This window comes from Streptomyces sp. CA-251247, assembly GCF_050952975.1.
Taxonomy (GTDB): domain Bacteria; phylum Actinomycetota; class Actinomycetes; order Streptomycetales; family Streptomycetaceae; genus Streptomyces; species Streptomyces achmelvichensis.
The window spans coordinates 3,327,992-3,349,590 of the sequence record NZ_CP191861.1 but is presented as its reverse complement, the minus strand read 5'-3'; the positions used below and the strand labels follow the sequence as shown (position 1 = coordinate 3,349,590).

Genomic DNA, 21,599 nt, shown 5'->3' with positions numbered 1-21,599 from the left:
GCGACGCCGGTGGCTCGTTCCACTCGATGTGGGCCGAGCTCGCACCCGTGGGGCGGCACGCGGAGACCAAGGGGTACCGGCGCCACGCGTGGACCGGGGCCGACGCCGACTGCCGGACCTGGTTCCAGGAGCAGGCCGAGGCCCGCGGCCTCGCCTACGAGACCGACCGCAACGGCAACCAGTGGGCCTGGCACGGCGACCCCGGGGCCGGCAACGCCGTCGTGACGGGCTCGCACCTCGACTCCGTCCCCGACGGCGGCGCCTTCGACGGCCCCCTCGGTGTGGTGTCCTCCTTCGCCGCGCTCGATGAACTCCGTCGCAGGGGAGCGGAGTTCACCAGGCCCCTCGCCGTCACCAACTTCGGTGACGAGGAGGGCGCCCGCTTCGGCCTCGCCTGCGTCGGCTCCCGGCTCAGCGCCGGGCAGCTGACCAAGGAGAAGGCGTATCAGCTCCGGGACGGCGACGGCGTCTCGCTGCCCGAGGCCATGGAGGCGGCGGGGTACGACCCCGACACGATCGGGCCCGACCCGGAGCGGCTCGCCCGGATCGGGGCGTTCATCGAGCTGCACGTCGAACAGGGCCGCGCGCTCGACCTGTCCGGCGACGCGGTGGGCATCGCCTCCGCCATCTGGCCGCACGGCCGCTGGCGGTTCGACTTCCACGGCGAGGCGAACCACGCCGGCACCACCCGCCTCGTGGACCGTCGCGACCCGATGCTGACGTACGCGGAGACCGTCCTCGCCGCCCGCCGCGAGGCGGAACTCACCGGTGCGGTCGCCACCTTCGGCAAGATCTCCGTCGAGCCGAACGGCGTCAACGCCATCCCCTCACTGGTGCGCGGCTGGCTGGACTCACGCGCCGCCGACCAGGCCACCCTCGACACCGTCGTCGCCGCGGTCGAGCAGGCCGCCAAGGAGCGCGCCCAGCGCGACGGCGTCGACCTCACCGTCGTCCGGGAGTCCTTCACGCCGGTCGTCGAGTTCGAGCACGCCCTGCGCGACGAGCTGAACCGGATCCTCGGCGGACGGGTGCCCGTCCTCGGCACGGGCGCGGGACACGACGCCGGAATCCTCTCCGGCTCGGTCCCGACCGCCATGCTGTTCGTACGGAACCCCACGGGTGTCTCGCACTCCCCGGCCGAGTTCGCGGCCGAGGACGACTGTGTGGCCGGGGTACTGGCGCTCGCCGACGTACTGGAGGGTCTCGCGTGCCGCTGACGACGTACTGGGCCGAACACGCCTGGCTGGACAGCTATGTCGAACCGGGTGTGGCACTGGACGTGCAGGACGGCCGGATCCTGGCCGTCCGCACCGGCGTCGAGGCACCGGAGCCCGGCGCCGTGGCGCTGGGCGGACTGACGCTGCCGGGCCTCGCCAACACGCACTCGCACGCCTTCCACCGGGCGCTGCGTGGCACCGTCCAGGTCGGCTCCGGCACGTTCTGGACCTGGCGCGAGGTGATGTACCAGGTGTCGTCCCGGCTGACCCCGGAGACGTACCACGCGCTGGCGCGGGCGGTGTACGCGGAGATGGCGCTGGCGGGGATCACCGCGGTGGGTGAGTTCCACTATCTGCACCATGGGCCCGGCGGAGTTCCGTACGCGGACCCCAACGCCATGGGCGAGGCCCTGATCGCGGCGGCCGCGGACGCGGGTATCCGCATCACCCTCCTCGACACGGCCTATCTGTCGTCCGGCTTCGGCAAGGCGCCCGACGCCCACCAGCTCCGCTTCTCCGACAGGACCGCGGACGCGTGGGCGGAGCGTGCCGCGCTGCTCAAGGACAGCGACCAGGTGCGGATCGGCGCGGCCGTCCACTCCGTGCGGGCGGTTCCGGCGGCGCAGCTCGAGACCGTCGCCGCCTGGGCATCCGCCCGGCGGGCCCCGCTGCACGTCCATCTCTCCGAGCAGACGGCCGAGAACGACGCCTGCCGCGCGGCGCACGGCGTCACCCCGACCCGGCTGCTCGCCGACCACGGCGTACTCGGCCCCCGGACGACGGGCGTGCACAACACCCATCTGACGGACGAGGACATCGCGCTGATCGGCTCCACCGGCACGGGAACCTGTATGTGCCCGACCACCGAACGCGACCTCGCCGACGGTATCGGCCCGGCCGCCGCCCTCCAGCGCGCCGGATCACCGCTCTCGCTCGGCAGCGACAGCCATGCGGTGATCGACCTGCTGGAGGAGGCGCGGGCGATGGAGCTGAACGAACGTCTGCGGACCCGGACCCGGGGCCACTGGACGGCGGCGGCGCTGCTGCGGGCCGCGACCGGTGACGGGCACGCGGCACTGGGCTGGGAGGAGGCGGGGCGCCTGGAGACCGGCGCGCTCGCCGACTTCACGACCGTGGCACTGGACTCGGTCCGCACGGCGGGCCCGGTGGCGCGGCTGGCGGCGGAGACGGCGGTGTTCGCCGCGACCTCGGCGGATGTGCGGGACACGGTGGTCGCGGGCCGTCATGTGGTGCGCTCCGGCACCCACACACTGGTTCCGGACGTGGCATCGGCCCTGGCGGAAGCGATCACCGGGCTGAGGGCCTGAGGCCGGAAGGCCTGAAGCCTTGCAGGCCTGAGGCTTCGAGGCGCGGCCGTCGGCGCCGCAGGCGCGGGGCCCGGATGCGCCCCGGTACGGAACGACCCGAGAGGAACCCATGAGCACGCTCGTCACCAACATCGGCAGCCTCGTCACCAACGACCCCGCCCAGGGCGACGCCACCCCCCTCGGCCTCGTCCTCGACGCCGCCGTCGTCATCGACGGCGACCGCATCGCCTGGGTCGGAGCGGCCGCGGACGCCCCCGCCGCCGACGAGGCCTTCGACGCCGGCGGCCGCGCCGTGATCCCCGGGTTCGTCGACTCCCACTCCCACCTCGTCTTCGGGGGCGACCGCACCGCGGAGTTCAACGCCCGCATGTCCGGCCGCGCCTACTCCGCCGGCGGCATCCGGACCACCGTCGCCGCCACCCGCGCCGCGAGCGACGCCGCCCTCGAGGCGAATCTGACCCGCTATCTCGACGAGGCCCTGCGGCAGGGCACGACCACCTTCGAGACCAAGTCCGGCTACGGCCTCACCACGCACGACGAGGCCCGCGCCCTGCGCATCGCCGCGCAGCACACCGAGGAGGTCACCTACCTCGGCGCGCACATCGTCTCGCCCGACTACGCCGACGACCCCGCTGGCTACGTCGACCTGGTCACCGGAGAGATGCTCGACGCCTGTGCGCCCCACGCCCGCTGGATCGACGTCTTCTGCGAGAAGGGCGCGTTCGACGGCGACCAGGCGCGCGCGATCCTCACCGCGGGCCGGGCGAAGGGCCTCATCCCCCGCGTGCACGCCAACCAGCTCAGCTTCGGCCCCGGGGTCCAGCTCGCCGTCGAACTCGACGCGGCCAGCGCCGACCACTGCACCCATCTCACGGACGCGGACGTCGACGCGCTCGCGAACGGCGGCACGGTCGCCACGCTGCTGCCCGGTGCGGAGTTCTCGACCCGGGCCGTGTGGCCCGACGCGCGCCGGCTGCTCGACGCCGGAGCCACCGTGGCGCTGTCCACCGACTGCAACCCCGGCTCGTCCTTCACCTCGTCCATGCCGTTCTGCATCGCCCTCGCCGTACGCGACATGGGGATGACCCCGGACGAGGCGATCTGGTCGGCGACCGCGGGCGGCGCGGCCGCCCTGCGCCGCAGCGACATCGGCCGGATCGCCCCCGGCGCCCGCGCGGACATCGCCCTGCTCGACGCGCCCAGCCACGTCCATCTCGCCTACCGTCCCGGCGTGCCGCTGGTGAGCGACGTGTGGCGTCAGGGCGTCAGGTGCCGGTAGGCGTCCGGGTTCTCGGCCAGGTAGCGTGCGAGGCCCTGCGCGGGACGCCCGGTCAGTTCCGGGACCGCGTCGGAGACCTCGGCCATCTCCCCGTTCGCGATCGCCTCGTAGGAGGTGACCCAGCCGGTCACCTCCCAGTCCTCGGCGCCGTATCCGGCACGTGAGGCGTAGGCCTGCTGCCGGGTCTCGTTCTCGTAGCGGACCGTGCGGCCGGTGACGCGGCTCAGCTCGGCGGCCACCTCGGTCAGCGAGAGGGCCGCCGGTCCGGTGATGTCGTACGTCCGGCCGTCGTGGCCCTCCCCGAGCAGCACGCTCACCGCCGAGTCCGCGATGTCGTCGTGGGCGACGGCCGAGACCCGCCCCTCACCCGCCGGCCCGCGGATCACCCCGTCCGCCCCGGTCATCGACGCCAGTGCGAGCAGATAGAAGCTGTCGCGCAGGAAGGTGTACCGCACGCCCGAGGCCCGGATGTGCTCCTCGGTGTGCCAGTGGTCGCGGGCGAAGGTGAACGTGGCGTCCGGCGAGGCGCCGAGGAAGGACACGTACACGATCCGGCCGACCCCCGCGGCGACGGCCGCGTCGACGGCGGTGGTGTGCTCCCGCACCCGGTCCCGCGCCTCGTGCGCGGAGACGAGGAAGAGGGTTCCCGTGCCCTCGCACGCCCCGCGCATCGCCTCGCCGTCCCCGTACGGGGCACCCGGCGCGAGAGAGGACCCCGCGATCCGTGGCAGCCGTGCCGGATCCCGTCCCAACAGCCGCACGGCGGCACCCTGTTCGGCGAGACGACGTGCGACACGGCCGCCGATGCGGCCGCCGGCTCCGGTGACGGCGATGACCTCAGACATGCCCTCCAGTGTCGGTCACCCCGGCCGGGGGCCGCAGCTCGCCCCGCCGCCCGCCGGGCTGGCACAGTGAAGCGATGAGGACCATCGGACTGATCGGCGGCATGAGCTGGGAATCCAGCGCGGAGTACTACCGGCTTCTCAACGAGTTCGTACGCGAGAGGCTCGGCGGCCTGCACTCCGCCCGGTGCGTACTGCACTCCGTCGACTTCGCCGACATCGAGGAACTCCAGGCCGCGGGGGAGTGGGAGCGGGCCGGCGAACTCCTCGCCGACGCCGCGAAGGGGCTGGAGGCCGCGGGCGCCGAACTGCTGCTGATCTGCACCAACACCATGCACAAGGTCGCGGGTCAGGTCGAGGCGGCCGTTTCCGTCCCGCTGCTGCACCTGGGAGACGCCACCGCCGACGCCGTACGGGCCGCGGGCCTCGGCCGGGTCGGGCTGCTCGGCACCGCCTTCACCATGGAGCAGGACTTCTACCGCGACCGGCTGGCCGGGCACGGGCTCGACGTCATCGTCCCGGACGCCGAAGGGCGCGCCCTGGTGCACCGGGTGATCTACGAGGAACTCTGCCTCGGTGTCGTACGCGAGGAGTCCCGTACCGCGTACCAGGAGGTCATCGCCGCACTGGTCGCGGCGGGCGCGGAGGGCGTCATCCTCGGCTGTACCGAGATCGAGCTGCTGATCGGGGCCGGGGACAGCCCGGTGCCGGTGTTCCCGACGACCCGGCTGCACGCGCAGGCCGCGGTGGACGCGGCGCTGCGCTGAGCCGGAGCGCGAGGGCCGCCCGGGCTGCCGTACCCGCTGGAACCGCGCCCCGGACCCGCCGTGTCAGCCCCCCGGCCGCACCGGCAGCTTCTGCACGCTGTTGCCCACGAAGCTGGCGTGGCGCGGCAGTTCGTCGTCGGGCACCGCGAGGTCCAGCTGCGGGAAGCGGGTGAACAGCTGCTCCAGCGCGATCGTCGCCTCCATCCGGGCCAGCGGCGCTCCCAGGCAGTAGTGCGCGCCGTGGCCCAGCGACAGATGACGGGTCGCGGCGGTACGGGTGATGTCGAAGCGGTCGGCGTCCGGCCCGTGCGCGGCCGTGTCCCGGCCGGCCGCCGAGTACCCGGCCAGCACCGGCGTGCCCTGGGGGATCACGGTCCCGTCCAGCGTGATGTCGCGGGTGGGATAGCGGAACGGGAAGAAACTGACCGGGCTGTCCCAGCGCAGCGTCTCCTCCACCACGTCCGCCCAGCTCGCCTTGCCGGACTGCGCCAGCTCCAGCTGGTCGCGGTGGGTGCACAGGGCGCGGACGGCGTTGGTGATCAGGTTCAGCGTGGTCTCGTGACCCGCGATGATCATCAGCAGCAGGGTGCCGATCAGCTCCTGGCGGCTGAGCCGGTCGCCGTCCTCCTCGCGGGCCGCGATCAGCGCACTGGTCAGATCGGTTCCGGGGTCCTGCATCCGGGTCGCGGCCACCGTGGCGAGGAGTTCCACCATCTCGCGGTTCGCGGCCATCGCCTCCTCGGGACCGATGGACGTGCTCACGACCTGGTTCGACAGATGGTGCAGCCGGTCCTGGTGCTCGGCGTCCACACCGAGGAGTTCGCAGATCACGCCCATCGGCAGCGGCAGCGCGAAGTGCGTGCGCAGGTCGGCGACTCCGCCGCCCGCCGCGGCCGCGGCGGCGAGGCCGTCGAGCAGTTCGGCGGTCACCGTGGCGATCCGCGGCCGCAGCGCCTCCACCCGGCGGGCGGTGAACGCCTTGCTCACCAGCGACCGCAGCCTGCGGTGGTCGTCACCGTCGGCGGTGGTCATCCCCTGCACGGTGGCGAAGGTCTTCAGCGGCCAGCCGTCGGGTATCTCACCGGCCTGGAGCGCGGCGAAGTGCGCGGCCCCCTTGGCGACGTCGGGCCGGGCGAGGAATTCCCTGAGTGCCTCGTGCCCCAGGACGGCCATGGCCGGGACGTCGCCGGGCAGGACGACCTCGGCCACCGCGTTCTCGGCGAGCAGACGGGCGTTGGCCGCGTGCGGGCAGCCACCGGCCGGGTCCATGCGGTGCGGCGTGCTGGGGGAGGTGTTCAACGGGGCTCTCCTGACTGCGGGAAGGTCTGCGAGAAGGCCTGCTGCTCCGCGGCGTGGGACGTCGCGGCCTGCGGCAGCTGGGGCTCGGTGAACCGCACCGGCAACGCCGCGAGCCCCTTGCTCCAGGGCGACTTGATCCACCCCAGGTCCGACTCCGGTACGGCCAGCTCCAGATCGGGCAGCCGGTGCCGGATGGTGTCCACGGCGGTACGGGTGATCAGCCGGGCCGGGTCCTGCGCCGGGCAGGTGTGCGGACCGGCGCCGAACGCCAGATGCGAACGGTTGCCGGTCACCGGGACACCGTCGGGCGGCAGGACCTCGGGATCCTGGTTGGCTCCCGCGAGACCGAGGAGGAGCATGTCGCCGGTGCGGATGTGCTGGCCGCCGAACTCCAGGTCCCGGGTGGCGTAGCGGGCGGGGAAGTTCTGCGTCGGCGGGTAGCGCCACAGCACCAGGTCGAGCGCGTCGTCGACGCTCAGATGCCCGCCGGTGAGCGAGGAGCGGAAGGCCGGGTCGCACAGCAGGATGCGCAGCGTGGTCGCGATCCAGTTGACGGTGGTCTGATTGCCGGCCACGAACATCACCACGAGGTTGTGCAGCACCTCCTCGTCGGTGAGACGGGCCGGGTGGTGCAGCAGGGACGAGGTGACGTCGTTGCCGGGTCTGCGCCGCTTCTCCTCGATGAGGCCCTGGAGGATCGTGTTCATGCGCTGGGCGGCGTTGACGGAGTCCGCGTTGGCGGCGACCATCCCGGCGATCGCCTGCACCAGCTGCTGGCCGGTCCGTTCGTCCAGGCCGAGCAGGCCGGTGATGACCTGGAGCGGCAGCTTGCGCGCGTAGTGCGGCACCAGGTCCGCCTCGTGGCGGTCGGCGAAGGAGGCGATCAGCCGCTCGGCGGTGGCCCGTACGCTGCGGCGCAGTTCGTGCCCGTTGATGCAGGCGAGTGCGTGGGAGACGGCGGAGCGCATCCGGCGGTGCTGCTGTCCGTCGGTGAACAGCAGCGCGGGCCGCCAGCCGACCATCGGCATGATCGGTGAGTCGAGCGGGACCCGGCCCTCGCGCAGCAGGGTCCAGCGGCGCGGGTCGTGCGAGAAGTCCTGCTCCTCGCGGGTGAGCCGGAGCAGTTCGCGGTGGCCGAGCACCAGCCAGGCCTGCATGCCGGGTGCGATGGTCACCGGCGCCACCGGGCCGTGTTCGCGGCGCAGCTTCTCGTAGAAGGCGGGCATGGTGTCGCCGTCGAGGTCCGGGCCGTACAGCGGGGTGGCCACCGGGCAGCGCCCGCCGGCCGGCGGACGGGAGGTGCCGGTGGGCGGGGGCGGGAGGGTCATGACGACTCCGTGGCGGCGTTGATGAGGTGGCCGACCAGAGCGATCAGCGCTCCGACCGACGAGCGGGTGTCCCGGGCGTCACAGGTGACCAGCGGGGTCTCGGGGAGCAGGTCGAGCGCCGCCCGCAGTTCCTTCTCGTCGTGCTGCGGGCTTTCCGGGAAGAGATTGACGGCGACGGCGAACGGCAGCCCGAGGTCCTCCAGATTGCCGAGGGCGTCGAAGGACGCCTCCAGATCACGGGTGTCGACCAGGGCCAGCGCGCCGAGCGAGCCCTTGGCGAGGTCCCGCCAGGCGGGCAGGAAACGCGGCTGGCCCGGGGTGCCGAACAGATAGAGCACCAGATCGCCGTCGATCGTCATCCGGCCGAAGTCCAGGGCGACGGTGGTGGTCGTCTTGCCGCTGTGGACGTGGGTGTCGACGCGGGCCCCGGCCCGCGTCATCATCGCCTCGGTCGACAGCGGTGCGATCTCCGAGACCGTGCCGATGAGGGTCGTCTTGCCGACCCCCAGCGGTCCGACGACGAGGATCTTCGCGGCGCCCGCGACGCTGGGGGTGACGTACTTGCCCGGCTGTGCGACCGGGGGCGGGCCCGGGTGTCCCGCTGCGGCGCCCGGCGCCCGGCCCGGGGCGTCAGAGACGGCTTTCGAGGCCATGGAGGACCTTTCTGAGCATGGTCACATCGGTGCGTTCGGCCGGCGGGACGGGCGGGCGGACCACGATCAGTCCCCACTCGACGAGATCGGACAGCAGTACCTGGACGACCGAGGGCGGCTGGCCGAGGTGGGCCGCCACCTCGGCGACCGACAGCAGTCCCTGGCAGTGGGCCAGGATCATGTGGTGCTCCGGCTGGAGGGACGCGGGAAAGGCGGCGTCCGTGGCCATCACGAGGGTCTCCCAGGACAGCGGCTCACCGCCGCCGTCCGAACGGCCCCCTGTGATCACGTACGGGCGTACCGCCGATGTGGTCCGTTCCTCCGGGCGGTCGGTCATGACGAATCGGTCACCGGATCCCGCGGCTGGCTGGCCAGGTGGGCGCCGATCTTCGCGACCAGCAACTGCATCTGCTGGGCGACCAGTCCGACATCGGCACTCGGGTCGGTGGCCACGCCCAGATGCGCGCCCACTCCCGCGTGGGTGAAGAGCACGAAACCGTGCTCGGACTCCAGCATCAGCTGGCGGACCCCGGCGCCGCCGCCGAACAGCAGCGCGGCGGTGGAGCGTCCGGTCATCGTCATCGCCGCGCACGCCGCGGAGAGCGCCTCGGCCTCACCCACGCTGAGCGAGGCGACGGGCCCCGAGAGGTTCTCCGCAGAGGCGTGTCCGAGACGCAGCCCGTCCTCGGAGACCACCACCGCGTGCCGGACGCCCGGGATCTCGGTCAGCGGTCGCAGCATCCAGCCCAGGTCGGGAAGTCTGGTTATGGTCCCGGTCACGGCCGGCCTCCATCGCTTTCGTCGTACGGATCGGTTGTGGTGTCCTCCACGGCCGCGCGCCCGCGGCGCGAGCCGGAGACCACACTGGCGATCGACGCCCGAGCGGCCTCCGGGGTCCAGGCGGGACCGTCGGGTGCGGCCGGGGCGGGCGGCGGTGCCTGAAGAGCCTGTTGGGCGGCGGCCTCCACGGCGGCGCCGCGGCGGCTGCGCCGGCGGGGCAGCGCCCCCGGCGCGGCATGCCCCTGGAGGGCTGCCTGTTGAGCGGTGCCGTGCGGCGACGTGTGGGTGCCGGGCCGGTCGGCCCGGGCCACGGAGACGGAGCCGCGGTCGGTGAGGTCGGTGACGCCGGAGAAGTGCGACAGCGGCTCGGTCAGCAGCCGGTACGGCACGAAGGTCACCGCACGGGTGCCGCCGTACGCGGACGCTCCCGTCAGTTCCACCTTGAAGCCGAGCTCCCGGCTCCAGCGCCCGACGCAGGCGAGACCGAGGCGCGGCACGGCGCCGAGGTTCGCCAGGTCCATCTCCTCGCGCAGCCGGGCCTGGGCCTGGTGGAGCACGTCCGGCGGCATGCCGAGCCCGGCATCGTCGATCTCCACCACGGCGCCGGCGCCCACCTCGCGGACCGTGACGACGACCTGGGTGCGGGAGGGGGAGAACACCGTGGCGTTCTCCAGGAGTTCGGCGACGGCGTGCATCAGGCCCTCGACCGCGGGCGGTACGACGTAGAGCGTCTGGCCGCCGTGCACGTCGATCCGGCCGAACTCCACGATCCGGGACTGTGCGCCGCGCACGCAGTCGTAGAGCGAGACCGGCCGGGTCTCGCGCCGGGCCGGCCAGATGCCGCACATCACCAGCAGGGTCTGCGACTTGCGGGTCATCTGGGCCGCCGCGTGGTCGGCCTTCATGACCTCGGCCATCAGCCGCGGGTCGTCGATGGTCTGCTCGACGCGGTCGAGCACCTGCTGCTGGACGGTGGCCATGGCGTGCATGTTGCGGGCGACCGACTCGAAGGCCGCCTGGACGGAGTCCCGCAGTGCCCGTTCGCGGCGCACGGCGTCGTCCGAGCCGAGCGCGCCGACCACGGCCGTCAGTGCACGGGCGAACTCCTCGCCGGTGTGGGCGGCGGGTGCGAGCGGGCCCGGCACGGTGTCCAGCCGCTGGCCCGTGCGCAGCCGCTCGGTGATCGCGGGCAGCCGGACCGCCGCGAGGTGGGCGATCTCGGCGCCGCGGGCGGCCGCGGTGCGCCGGTCGAGGTCGCGTCCCGCCCGCTCCAGCGCCAGCTGCCGCGACAGCATCACGGCCCAGGCGATCACCAGCACCGCGACGGCGGCGCAGCCGCCGGCCAGGATCTGCCGCCACTCGGCGTCGGCCGCGGCCCGGCCGGTGAGCGCCGCTCCTGCGGCGGCGACGATCAACGCGACGGGCCACCACACCCCCGGCCCGGCGCCCGCCCGGCTCACCACGACGACCTCGAATCGGCGTCTTTGCAGACCACGACGTTGATCACGATCACGGAGCTGAGCCCTTCCAGGACACACAAAGCTCCCTAGGGGGGTCGGGAGCAGTCAGATCCTACGATCAACCGGTCCCGTTCGAAGGACAGTTGGCCAACTCCCGCCACATTGGTGCACAAGCCCGCCCGTCACTCGAACACCGCACATAACCTCACGGCCTGGAACTGCACAACTCCGTCACAAGATGGGTGATGCTCCCTGTCCTGGGCGCATTTCGACCGGTAGCGTCCTGTGCGGGGAAGTTCCAGGGGAACGGCCGGGGGGTCGAGTTGAGCGGTGTACGCATTCATGTCGTGAAGCCGGAGGAGCTGGAGGAGGGGGAGACGGAGGCCTGGCGTGAGCTGCGTGCCAAGACCGGCATGCCCGCCAACCCCTTCATGGAGCCGGAGTTCACCCTGGCCGTCGGCCGGGTGCGGCCGGACGCCAGAGTGGCCGTACTGCGTGAGGACGGGGAGCCGGCCGGCTTCTTCCCCCACGAGCGCGGTCCGCTCGGCCACGGCCGGGCGATCGGACTGGGAGTGTCCGACTGCCAGGGCGCGATCCTGCGCCCCGGCCTGGAGATCACGGCCCGCGAGCTGCTGCGGGCCTGCCGGCTGTCCGCCTGGGAGTTCGACAACCTCGAAGCGGGCCAGCCGCTGTTCTCGCCCGGAGCGGCGGAGGAGTTCGCCTCCCCGGTCATCGACGTCGGCACGGGATACGAGGTGTACGAGGAGGGTCTGCGGGCCCGTTCGCCCAAGTTCCTCAAGACCACCCTGGCCAAGGAGCGCAGGCTCGGCCGGCAGGCGGGCGAGGTGCGCTTCGTCTTCGACGAGCGTGATCCGGCCGCGCTGCGCCGGCTCATGGAATGGAAGTCCGCGCAGTACCGCAGGACGGGCCGCCGCGACCGGTTCGCCAAGGACTGGATCAGCACCCTGGTGCGCGACCTCCACGAGACACGGACGCCCGGCTGCTCCGGAGTGCTCTCCGTGCTCTACGCCGCGGACCGGCCGGTCGCCGCGCACGTCGGTCTGCGGTCGAGGACGGTGCTGTCCTGCTGGTTCCCGGCCTACGACCCGGAGTTCGCCAAGTACTCACCGGGGCTGATCCTGCATCTGCGGATGGCCGAGTCGGCGGCGGCGGAGGGGATCGGGATGCTCGACCTCGGCCGCGGCGACGCGGAGTACAAGGACGCGCTGCGCACCTGCGAACTGCTGGTCCAGGAAGGCTCGTCCGTCCGTCCGGGACCGCGGGCCGCGCTGTACCGCATCAGCCGTGAGCCCGGCCGCCGCGCCCACAGCTTCGTCCGCAGCAGGCCCAGGCTCGCCGGATACGGCCGGTCGGCGCTGAACCGGCTGGCCCGGCTGCGGGGCCACTGACAGCGGGAGCACTCGGAAGCAAGGAAGAACGATGGACACCCACGTACCGCAGTTGCCGCCGATCCAGGTCACCGAACTGGACCTGGACGGCCCCGAGGGCGCCGTGCTGAGCTTCGGCCCCGCGCTGGAGGCGGCAGAGCCCGCAGCCGACGGGGACGTCTACGCCCTGGTCCGGCTGCGCGGCCGCCCGGTCGCCACGATCGTCTGCCATGTCCCGCCGGGCGAGGACCCCGCGACCACGGTGGCGGCGGCCGCCCACGCACACCTGAAGGGGACCCGCCCGGCCGGGGACGACCGCACCGCGGGCCCGGCGGACGGTCCGCCACCGCGGGTCAGTGTCGTCATCGCGACCCGCGAGCGCGCCGATCAGCTCGCCCGCGCGCTCGACTCGCTGCTCGTGCAGGACCACCCCGGCTTCGAGATCGTCGTCGTCGACAACGCGCCCGTCACCGGAGCCACCCAGGACCTGGTCGAGCACAAGTACGCCGACCGCGTCCGCTACGCCCGCGAGGCCGTGCCCGGTCTCGCGATCGCCCACAACCGCGGTGTCGCGGTCGCCGAGGGCGAGGTCATCGCCTTCACCGACGACGACGTCGTCGCCGACCGGCAGTGGCTCTCCGCCCTCACCGCGCCCTTCGCGGCCGACCCCGGCCTCGGCTGCACGACCGGCCTGATCCTGCCCGCGAAGCTCGGCACCCCCGCGCAGATCCTGCTGGAGAGCCACGGCGGCTTCGCCAAGGGCTTCGCGCCCCGGACCTACGACCCGGCCGACCCGCCCGCGGACGAACCGCTGTTCCCGTTCACCGCGGGCAGCTTCGGCTCCGGCGCCAACATGGCCTTCCGGGCGTCGGCACTGCGCGCGATCGGCGGCTTCGACCCGGCGACCGGCACCGGCACCCCCGCCCGGGGAGGCGACGACCTCTACGCCTTCGTGAGCGTCCTCGCCGCCGGGCACCGGCTGCGCTACACCCCCGAGGCCCTGGTCTGGCACCACCACCGGGAGACCTGGCGGGACCTGACGAACCAGGCGTACGGATACGGGGCCGGCCTCACCGCGTATCTCACCGCCCTGCTGGTGCGGCGCCCCGCGCTGCTTCCCGCGCTGCTGCGGAAACTTCCCCGGGGCCTCGCCCACGCCCGCACCATCACCGCGCACCGCGACTCCGAAGGCGCCGTCGTGCCGGGGGCGCACGGCGCCCAGGACCACCCCTGGCCGCGCCATCTCTCGCGGCTGGAGCGCCGCGGCATGCTGGCGGGCCCCTTCGGGTACGCCAGGGCGCGCCGCCGGGTCCGTGGCGTACCGCTGCCGTGGGACCGCGACAACCGATGAAAGGCGGTGGCGCGACGATGCCACGCATTCCCGTACTGCTCTACCACGCCGTCATGGACGATCCGCCGGACTGGATCGCGGAGTTCACCGTCACCCCGAAGGACTTCGAGGCGCAGCTCGACGCCGTCGTGGCGAGCGGCCGCACCCCGGTCACGATCGGGACGCTCGTCCGCGCTCTCGCGGGCGACGGGCCGCTGCCCGACCGGCCCGTCGTCCTCACCTTCGACGACGGCTTCGCCGATCTGCCGGGTCCGACCGCCGAGGCACTCGCCGCCCGGTCGCTGCCCTCCACCGCGTATCTCACCACCGGTGCCATCACCCCGGGCCGGCACTCGCTGCTGCCGCCGGCGCCGATGATGACGCTCGCGCAGGTGCCGCTGCTGGTGCGGCACGGCATGGAGGTGGGCGCCCACACGGTCACCCACCCGCAGCTGGACACGCTGTCGCGGTCGGAGCTGCGGCGTGAACTACGCGAGCCCAGAAGGGTGCTGGAGGACGTGCTCGGCCACGAGGTGACCCATCTCGCCTATCCGCACGGCTACAACAGCCGGGCGGTGCGCCGGGCCGCGCTGCGCGAGGGCTACGCCTCGGCGGTGGCCGTCCGGCACGCGCTGAGCTCGGAGACCGACGAGGCCTACCGCATCTCCCGGCTGATCCTGCGCCGTACCCACACGACGGCCGACGTCGAGGAGTGGATGGAGGGCCGCGGCGCACCGGTCGCGCCGTTCCCCGACTCGTTCAAGACGGTGGGCTGGCGGCTCTACCGCCGGGCCCGCGCGACGGTCAGGGGGCCGGTCTTCGCGGGGTAGCCGGACGCGTCCACGGACCGGCGCCCGGCAAGCGGCGGAGCGGTTCGCGGACCGGCGGCAGAAGCGGCGGACAAGAATCCGGAAGAGCCACGCAAACGCGAAATCTCTTTCTATACTTCGCCGAAGGGACAAGCGGCGTGACGGCCGCGACCACATTTCGTGGGGGGAGTCGCACTGTGCGCCTACGCATGCCTGCACCGCTCACCGGGCGCAGCGTGCCGTCGCCCGCCCTGGAGACGGCACAGGGCCCGCCGCCCGCCGACGCGGCCCGGACCACCAGCAGGACACCCCCGGACCTGCTCCGGCCGGATCTCCTGCTCACCTGGCTGCCGCTGCTGACCGGCGTCTGTCTGTGGCTGTTCGCTCTGCCGCGCATCGGATTCCGCACGATGGGCGACTACGGCCTGCTCGACCGGCTGCCCATCGCCTTCCATCTGTCGCTGCTGGTGCTGACCTGCGGCTTCCTGTTCAGTCTGCGCCGCGCCGGAACCGCACCCTGGTGGCCCGCCGCCTACTGCGTCGCGCTGCTCTTCGCGCTCAAGGCGGCGCCCGCCGTGCTGTACGACTCGGTGCGCTATCCCTGGGCGTCCAAGCACGACGCGGTCATCAACCAACTGCTGGCGAACGGTGAACTGCGGCCTGGGGCCGCCCTCTCCGGCAACATGTCGGCGTACGACCAGTGGCCGGGATTCTTCTCCCTCAACGCCGCCCTGGTGCGGATCTTCGGGGTGGAGAGCGCGGCCGCCTATCTCAACTGGGCGCCGATCGTGCTCGGCCTGCTGGTCATGCCCGTACTGATCCTGATCTACCGCACCTTCACCGAGGACTGGCGGATGGTGTGGACCGCCGTCTGGATCTTCCAGGTGGCCAACTGGGTCGGGCAGGACTATCTGGCCCCGCAGGGCTTCGCGTTCCTGCTGCATCTGACCGTGCTGGCCGTGGTGCTGCGGCACTTCGTGCGCCCCGGCTCGGCGGGCAGGCTGCGCGACCGCACCTGTCTGGATCCGGTGGCGGCCCCGGTGCCGCCCCCCACCGGGGTACGCCAGCGGGCCGTCTGCATCGCGATCCTCGCCCCGCTCATCGTCGCCATCAACGCCTCCCACCAGCTCACGCCGGTGATGCTGTGCGCCTCGCTGCTCGCCCTCACGCTCACCCGCCGCTACCGCAACTGGGGGCTCCTGGCCGTCGCCGGGCTGCTCATGCTGGTCTGGGACCTGACGATGGGGCGGCCACTGTTCCTCGAGACCCTGCGCACCCTGCGCGACTCGCTCGGCGAGCTGATGCAGAACTCCCGCGCGGGGTACGCCGGTGAGCTCACCGGCCCGGGGCCGGAGCTGGCGGGACTCGCCAATGTGCTGATGGTGCTGGCGGTGGCCGCGCTCGCGGGCATCGCGGTGCTGACGCGGCGCAAGCTGACCCGCAGCGCACTGCCGCTGCTGCTCGTGTCGGCCGCTCCCGTGCCGCTGTTCGCCGTCAACGACTACGGCGGCGAAATGCTGTTCCGCGTCTACCTCTTCGGGCTCCCGGGTGCGGCGTTCTTCGCGGCCGCCGCGCTCGTCCCGCCCGTCGCCGGCCTGCGCAGACCGGCCGGCCGGGTCCATCTGGTCCGCCGCCGGGTCACGGCGGTGGCGCTCCCCGCGGTGCTGGTGGCGCTGGTCGTGGGATTCCTGCCGTCGTACTACGGCAAGGAGAGGATGTACTACACGCCGCCCGCCGAGACGGCGATGGTCACCCGTGCCATCGACCGGGCTCCGAAGGGCGCGCTGCTGCTCGCCACCACCGGCTCGTTCCCGCAGGCGCTGCACCACTACGACCAGGTGGAGCACTGGTTCTTCGCCGAGCAGGAACTCCCGGAGAACGAGAAGATGCTGAAGGATCCGGCGGGCTATCTGGCCGCGGGCATCCCCCGCGGCACCGAGGCCTTCGTCCTGCTCACCCGGACGCAGGACATCTACAGCGCCGGCGAGGGACTGCTCCCGGCCGGCGGCTTCGCCACGCTGCGTTCGCGCCTGGAGGCATCACCGTTGTTCAGGGTCGTGGAGGAGCATCCGTACGGCGTCGTACTGGAATACCGGCCGCAAGGCCCCGGGACAGGAAGCGGGGGGACCGGCCGATGAAGCTGGAAGAGCACCGGCTCAGAGTGGCGGTGGCCCTCTCCGGCTGGGTGGCCCTCGCGGCGACAGCGCTGCCCGGCGGTTCGCCGCTGCGCTGGATCCCGGCGCTGCTCTTCGTCTGCTTCGGGCCGGGGTTCGCCGTGCTCCATCCGCAGCCCGCCCGGCTGCGGTCGGGCGCCCGGCTGGAGGCGTTCGCGCTGGCGGCCCCGATCAGTCTGTCGCTGGGTGTGCTGACCGCCACCTCGCTGTTCCTGGTCGAGGCGTTCTCGGGTACGGCGTTCATGGTGTCGCTCGCCGCGTTCGCGACCGTTGTCGCCGCGCTGCCCGGGCTGCCACTGCCCGCCGCCACCCAGGGGGCGGCCGAGCGAGTGAAACGCAAGCCCGCGACGGGTGACCGGTGAAGGGGCGCGCCGTGCCGCGCGGGCAGATGTACACCGCCGCAGTCCTGATGGTCGTGGCGCTGCTCGTCGCCGGGATCGCCGTCTGGGGCGGGGACGCGGGCACGACGTCCGGGAAGGGCGGGGATCTGCCGGCCGACGCCGCGTCCGGCGTGTCCCCGACGGGGAGTTGCGCCCCCGACGAGCGGCTGGTCCCGGGGTGCGGTGCCTGGTGGGGGGCCTACATTCCGTACGACGAGGACGGCTCTCTCGCCGAACCGGTCCTCGCGTTCGAGAAGAAGATCGGCCGCAAGCTGGACCTCGTCTACACCTACCACGACATGTCGGGCAACAAGGTCGACGGTGAACTCCTCACCGAGGACGAGCAGCAGCTCGGCAGGGAGCGCATGCTCATGCTGGCCTGGGAGTCCACGGTGTGGACCGAGCGCCATCACGAGAACTACACGGAGACCCAGCTCGGCTGGAAGAACATCGCCTCCGGCAAGCACGACAAGGAGATCATCGACCCGCAGATCCGCCGTCTCAAGGCGTACGGGAAGAAGGTCCTCTTCTCCTTCGACCAGGAGGTCGACGCGCGGATCAAGGAGGGCGCGGGCACCCCCGCCGAGTACGTCGCCGCCTACCGGCATCTGTACCAGCGGTTCCAGGAGCTCGGCGCCGACAACGTCGTCTGGGTGTGGACGGTCTCCGGATATCTGGGCAGCGCCGAGGTGATGAAGCAGCTCTACCCCGGCGACTCTTACGTCGACTGGATCGGCATGGACCAGTACAACTACTTCGGCTGCCACGACACCACCGACTGGAAGACCTTCGAGGACAGCCAACGGCCCACCTACGACTGGCTGCTGGAGAACATCTCCGCGAAGAAGCCGCTGATGATGGCGGAGTTCGCCACCGCGCCCGACCTGGCCGACGCCGACCGGCAGCGCGGCTGGTACACCGAGATCCCCGAGGTCATCCGGACGATGCCGCGGGTGAAGGCGATGGTCCACTGGAACCGGCCGACGTCCGAGGAGCGCAGGTGCGACCTCACGGTCAACGAAGGACCGGCGCTCGCGGGTTACCGCGAGGCCGGCCTCGACAGCTGGTTCAGACAGCCGGTCCCGACCCGCTGACCGCCCGGCGCAGGGCGGCCCACAGCGCCGTGGCCGCGTAGAGCCCAGCGAATCCCGCGAACACCGGCTGCGCCGCCCCGGCCACGGCGTCCTGTGCCGCCCACCCGGCGACGGCCAGCAGCCACACCACGACCGCGATGACCCGTCCGTCCGCGCCCGCCGTGCGCAGGGCCGCCGCGGCGAGCCCGAGGCAGAGCAGCTGGACGACGACAGGCAGCGTGGACAGCACACCGGCGGGACTGTCCAGTCCGGCCGCCTCCGCGAGGAAGTCCGCGTACGCCCCGAACCACGAGCCGGCCGCCGGCTCCGGCCGGATGCCCAGCAGCAGGGGCGCGGTGTGCAGCGCGGCGACCGTCACCACGAGGACCGTGCCCGTCAGCACCGGCCGGGGCCGCTGGAGCGCGACGGCGGCGACGTACACCACGACCAGCAGAATGCCCGCGGTGAGCGTGACCGGGGGCAGCGCGTCGAGCAGTTCACCGTCGTGCAGATGGCGCCGGCCGAGGTCCTCGGCGCGGGCGAGCGGCACCCAGAAGAGCCCGGCGGCCATCCCGAGCCACAGCCACAGCCACTGGGTCAGCCGGTCCTCCCCGTCGGCCGCGGGCGGCCGTTCGTCCGCGGGCTCGGGGACGTACACCGGGAAGCCGAACGCGGGCGTCGCCGTGTCGTGTCCGCTCGACACATAGGTCGGGCGGGCGCCGTACTCCCGCTCCTCCAGGGCCGCGCGCTCCCGGCGCTCGGCGGCCCTGCGGGCCCACTCGGTCCCGTACTCCTGCTGCTCCGCGCCGCGCCGGGTGCGCAGCAGCCGGGCGAACCGGGAGGGCTTCGGGTCGCTGCCCGACAGCGCGGCACGCAGCCCCGGCGCCGACACCACGGCCATCAGCGTCATCGACAGCAGCATGGCCCAGCCCGCGCCGGCGATGCCGACGGGCGTCAGCAGCACGGCCGCGCTGCCCAGCACGAGGGCGCACATCATGCCCTGGAGGACCGCGAGCACGCCCGTGCGTCCCTGGACCCGCAGGACGCCGATGTAGAGCTCGACCGCCACGCGCGGGAGCGCGGCGGCCGCGAGGAGGCGCAGGACCGTCGTGCCGTGGGTGGCGTACTCCTCACCGAAGGGGGCGAGGATCTGCGGGGCGAAGACCACCAGGAAGATCACGACCGGCACGAGCAGCACGGTCATCCGCCGCAGCGCCCCGCGGACCCCCGCCGCGAGGGTCTCGGGGCTGTGCGAGGCGTGCGCGGTCAGCGAGGAGGCCATGTTGATGGCCATGAACTCCATCGTGCCGCCGACGGTGTACGCGATGTAGAAGAAGCCGTTGTGCGTGGCGTCGAAGCGGACGGCGACCATCACCGGCAGCAGGTTGATCATCGCCAGCGAGAACAGTGACCCCACCGAGTCGCCGGCCAGGAACCGCCCGATCTCCCTCGCCTTCGGCGGCTCGCGGTCGCGGTCGGCCGCGGCCTGCCGGGGGATGAGCCGGCGGAAGATCAGCCAGGCCAGCGGCAGCACCGACAGAGCGATGGCCGCGCCCCAGGAGACGAAGATGCCCAGCACGGGCAGTGTCGTCGCGAACACGGCGAGCAGCAGCAGCTTGCCGATGGAGAACACGGCGTTGCCCACGGGCACCCAGAAGGCCCTGCGCAGCCCGGTGAGCACCCCGTCCTGAAGCGTCAGCAGCGCCCAGCCGACACAGGCGGCCACGAAGAAGATCCCGGGCCCGAGGCCGCCGAGCGGCGCGTACGACGGGCCCCACAGGTCGAGGGTGAGCAGGAAGACGACCGAGGCCACGCACACCACGAGCGAGCTGAGCGCATAGGCCCGCCACACCAGCGGTCCGGTGGCGCGCCCGGCGCGGGGGACGTAGCGCACCACCGCGCCGATCATCGTGGTCGCCGTGATGGAGGACAGCAGGCGCATCGCGGCGATGGCCGCGGAGCCCTGGCCGACGGCCTCCTCGGTGTAGTAGCGGGCCGAGACGAGCCAGAAACCGAGGCCGAGAGCCGCGGAGACACCGGTGGAGAGCATCAGCGCGTAGGCGTTGCGGAACATCGAGTCGCCGCTGCTTGCGTCCGCCGGCGCCGCGTCCGTCCGGTCCGTCTCGGGCGCTTCGGGAACGGCGGAGTCCTCGGACCGCGGCTTCCGCAGTCGGGTGGTGTCAGACACCGGTCCCGCCCTGCATGGCGGGCTGTGCCGCCACGATGCGGGCCGGCGGCCGCACGGGACGGCTGCCCAGCTCGTCGAGGACCTCCAGCACCGTGTCGGCCCGCAGGGGATCGACGGGCAGCGCGTGGCGCGCGAACCAGGCCGCCCCCTGCGGCGCGGGCGACGGGTCGGTGAAGTGCGGCCCCGCGTAGGTGTCGAGCGGCGGGTCGTAGAGGTAGCCGACGGTGATCCGGCGCCGGGCGAGCGCGGCGACGGCGGCGTCACGGTCCCCGACGAACAGCGGCACCCGGAACAGCGGCTGGACGGGTCCGGGCCGCGGCAGCGCCCAGCGGGAGGCGGACAGGGTGCGGACCCCGGCCCGGTACGCATCGAGCAGCCCGTCGAGGCGGCTCAGCAGCCGCTGGGTGCGGCGCAGCCGCAGCGGGCCGGGTGCGAGCCGGTAGTCGTGCATGTCCACGCGTATCCAGGAGGTGAAGTCCGCGAGAGCGGGTGCGGCGGTCAGTGCCTGCTCCAGTTCGCCGGGCCGCAGTGCCATCCGTATGCCCTCACGCTCCTGCCGCCCGGTCAGCCGCAGGGTGGCGCGGGCCGCCCCGACGAGCCGGAGCCCCCGCACGGCGGCCTCGGCGTAGGGTCTCAGCCCGTAGGCCAGCTCCGCCACCGATCCCGCGGGTTCCATCAGCTCGTCGCGGGCCCGCTCCAGCGCGGACCGCAGGGACGGATCGGCGATCGCGAGGAATCCGCCGGTCCTGGCGCCGGTGTGCTTGGAGAGGCTGAAGACGGAGGCCTCGCCGAAGGTCCCGACCGGCTGCCCGCCGACCACGCTGCCGATGGCGTGCGCCGCGTCCTCCAGCAGGGGGATACCCAGCCGGTCGCAGTGCTCGCGCAGTCCGGGAGCCTGGTCGGGGTTGCCGTACAGATTGGTGGTGAGCACCGCGGACAGCCCCTGCCACGCGGCATCGGGCACGGCCGCGACGTCGATCGAGCCGTCCTCGGCACGCAGCGGTGCCTGCACCGGCCGCAGACCGGCCGCGAGCACCACGAAGAAGATCACGTCGTCGTTGACGGGTGACATCAGCACCCGGCCGCCGGGCCGGCACCAATGGCGCAGCGCCAGATAGAGCCCGAGACGGCATGACGGTACATACAGACATTCCCTGCCCAGACGCCGGCGCATCAGTTCTTCCAGTGGTGCGTACGCCGCAGGACAGCCCTCCCCAAGAGCCATGTTGTCCCCCCATTTACCCCGCGCTCAATGTGGACCAATCAGGATGGCCCCGTCAATAACGGGGAAGGGCCCATTCCTT

The 21,599-nt window shown here is 72.8% G+C and carries 19 protein-coding genes; 10 read left to right on the top strand and 9 right to left on the bottom strand.

Going from position 1 to position 21,599, the window contains the following annotated elements; all coding sequences use genetic code 11:
• Positions 1-26: 26 nt before the first annotated feature.
• The 3 genes from ACQPWZ_RS14620 (at position 27) to hutI (ending at position 3,824) form a co-directional block, all read left to right on the top strand.
• The gene (locus ACQPWZ_RS14620) at positions 27-1,217 is read left to right on the top strand and encodes an allantoate amidohydrolase (RefSeq protein WP_433573821.1); all 1,191 of its coding nucleotides are present in this window, start codon (positions 27-29) and stop codon (positions 1,215-1,217) included.
• Positions 1,208-2,545, top strand: coding sequence for a formimidoylglutamate deiminase (locus ACQPWZ_RS14615; RefSeq protein ID WP_433571545.1), 1,338 nt, complete (start codon positions 1,208-1,210; stop codon positions 2,543-2,545). The genes ACQPWZ_RS14620 and ACQPWZ_RS14615 overlap by 10 nt, the downstream gene beginning before the upstream one ends.
• Positions 2,546-2,654: 109 nt before the next feature.
• Complete coding sequence (hutI, locus tag ACQPWZ_RS14610; RefSeq protein ID WP_340473477.1) at positions 2,655-3,824, top strand: imidazolonepropionase; 1,170 nt, start codon at positions 2,655-2,657, stop codon at positions 3,822-3,824.
• Here hutI and ACQPWZ_RS14605 read toward each other — a convergent pair.
• Positions 3,803-4,669, bottom strand: coding sequence for an SDR family oxidoreductase (locus tag ACQPWZ_RS14605; protein WP_433571544.1), 867 nt, complete (start codon positions 4,667-4,669; stop codon positions 3,803-3,805). The two genes, hutI and ACQPWZ_RS14605, sit on opposite strands and share 22 nt — an antisense overlap.
• Before the next feature lie 74 nt (positions 4,670-4,743).
• On the opposite strand from ACQPWZ_RS14605, the gene ACQPWZ_RS14600 reads away from it, so the two are divergent.
• On the top strand, positions 4,744-5,433 hold the full coding sequence (locus tag ACQPWZ_RS14600; protein WP_383237488.1) for an aspartate/glutamate racemase family protein: 690 nt from the start codon (positions 4,744-4,746) through the stop codon (positions 5,431-5,433).
• 63 nt (positions 5,434-5,496) lie between these two features.
• On the opposite strand, the gene ACQPWZ_RS14595 is transcribed toward ACQPWZ_RS14600, so the two are convergent.
• Genes ACQPWZ_RS14595 through ACQPWZ_RS14570 form a run of 6 tightly spaced genes read right to left on the bottom strand, consistent with a single transcriptional unit; the run spans position 5,497 to position 10,953 of the window.
• A complete protein-coding gene (locus tag ACQPWZ_RS14595) occupies positions 5,497-6,702 on the bottom strand; it encodes a cytochrome P450 family protein (protein WP_433573820.1) in 1,206 nt (401 codons plus the stop codon).
• A gap of 26 nt (positions 6,703-6,728) precedes the next feature.
• Positions 6,729-8,060 (bottom strand): cytochrome P450, encoded by a 1,332-nt coding sequence (locus tag ACQPWZ_RS14590; RefSeq protein WP_340473474.1) that lies wholly within the window; start codon positions 8,058-8,060, stop codon positions 6,729-6,731.
• The gene (locus tag ACQPWZ_RS14585) at positions 8,057-8,713 is read right to left on the bottom strand and encodes a GTP-binding protein (RefSeq protein ID WP_433571543.1); all 657 of its coding nucleotides are present in this window, start codon (positions 8,711-8,713) and stop codon (positions 8,057-8,059) included. Before ACQPWZ_RS14585 ends, ACQPWZ_RS14590 begins: the two co-directional genes overlap by 4 nt.
• Positions 8,691-9,050: a DUF742 domain-containing protein gene (locus tag ACQPWZ_RS14580; protein ID WP_340473472.1), complete on the bottom strand. Its 360-nt coding sequence runs from the start codon at positions 9,048-9,050 to the stop codon at positions 8,691-8,693. The genes ACQPWZ_RS14585 and ACQPWZ_RS14580 overlap by 23 nt, the downstream gene beginning before the upstream one ends.
• Positions 9,047-9,493 (bottom strand): roadblock/LC7 domain-containing protein, encoded by a 447-nt coding sequence (locus tag ACQPWZ_RS14575; RefSeq protein ID WP_313945935.1) that lies wholly within the window; start codon positions 9,491-9,493, stop codon positions 9,047-9,049. The genes ACQPWZ_RS14580 and ACQPWZ_RS14575 overlap by 4 nt, the downstream gene beginning before the upstream one ends.
• Positions 9,490-10,953 (bottom strand): ATP-binding protein, encoded by a 1,464-nt coding sequence (locus ACQPWZ_RS14570; RefSeq protein ID WP_433571542.1) that lies wholly within the window; start codon positions 10,951-10,953, stop codon positions 9,490-9,492. The genes ACQPWZ_RS14575 and ACQPWZ_RS14570 overlap by 4 nt, the downstream gene beginning before the upstream one ends.
• 323 nt (positions 10,954-11,276) lie before the next feature.
• Here ACQPWZ_RS14570 and ACQPWZ_RS14565 point away from each other — a divergent pair, with 323 nt between their 5' ends.
• The 6 genes from ACQPWZ_RS14565 (at position 11,277) to ACQPWZ_RS14540 (ending at position 18,128) form a co-directional block, all read left to right on the top strand.
• Positions 11,277-12,362, top strand: a complete 1,086-nt coding sequence (locus tag ACQPWZ_RS14565) for a GNAT family N-acetyltransferase (RefSeq protein WP_340473471.1) — start codon at positions 11,277-11,279, stop codon at positions 12,360-12,362.
• A gap of 31 nt (positions 12,363-12,393) precedes the next feature.
• Positions 12,394-13,692: a glycosyltransferase gene (locus ACQPWZ_RS14560; protein ID WP_433571541.1), complete on the top strand. Its 1,299-nt coding sequence runs from the start codon at positions 12,394-12,396 to the stop codon at positions 13,690-13,692.
• Positions 13,693-13,709: 17 nt separating this feature from the next.
• Positions 13,710-14,501, top strand: a complete 792-nt coding sequence (locus ACQPWZ_RS14555; protein WP_433571540.1) for a polysaccharide deacetylase family protein — start codon at positions 13,710-13,712, stop codon at positions 14,499-14,501.
• Between the two features lie 188 nt (positions 14,502-14,689).
• On the top strand, positions 14,690-16,618 hold the full coding sequence (locus ACQPWZ_RS14550) for a hypothetical protein (protein WP_433571539.1): 1,929 nt from the start codon (positions 14,690-14,692) through the stop codon (positions 16,616-16,618).
• Positions 16,615-17,016 (top strand): hypothetical protein, encoded by a 402-nt coding sequence (locus ACQPWZ_RS14545; RefSeq protein WP_356705556.1) that lies wholly within the window; start codon positions 16,615-16,617, stop codon positions 17,014-17,016. The genes ACQPWZ_RS14550 and ACQPWZ_RS14545 overlap by 4 nt, the downstream gene beginning before the upstream one ends.
• Positions 17,017-17,042: 26 nt before the next feature.
• Positions 17,043-18,128, top strand: coding sequence for a glycoside hydrolase family 26 protein (locus tag ACQPWZ_RS14540; protein WP_433573819.1), 1,086 nt, complete (start codon positions 17,043-17,045; stop codon positions 18,126-18,128).
• Here ACQPWZ_RS14540 and ACQPWZ_RS14535 read toward each other — a convergent pair.
• Complete coding sequence (locus ACQPWZ_RS14535) at positions 18,103-20,295, bottom strand: lipopolysaccharide biosynthesis protein (RefSeq protein ID WP_433571538.1); 2,193 nt, start codon at positions 20,293-20,295, stop codon at positions 18,103-18,105. The two genes, ACQPWZ_RS14540 and ACQPWZ_RS14535, sit on opposite strands and share 26 nt — an antisense overlap.
• Positions 20,288-21,520 (bottom strand): DegT/DnrJ/EryC1/StrS family aminotransferase, encoded by a 1,233-nt coding sequence (locus tag ACQPWZ_RS14530; protein WP_433571537.1) that lies wholly within the window; start codon positions 21,518-21,520, stop codon positions 20,288-20,290. The genes ACQPWZ_RS14535 and ACQPWZ_RS14530 overlap by 8 nt, the downstream gene beginning before the upstream one ends.
• Positions 21,521-21,599 lie beyond the last annotated feature (79 nt).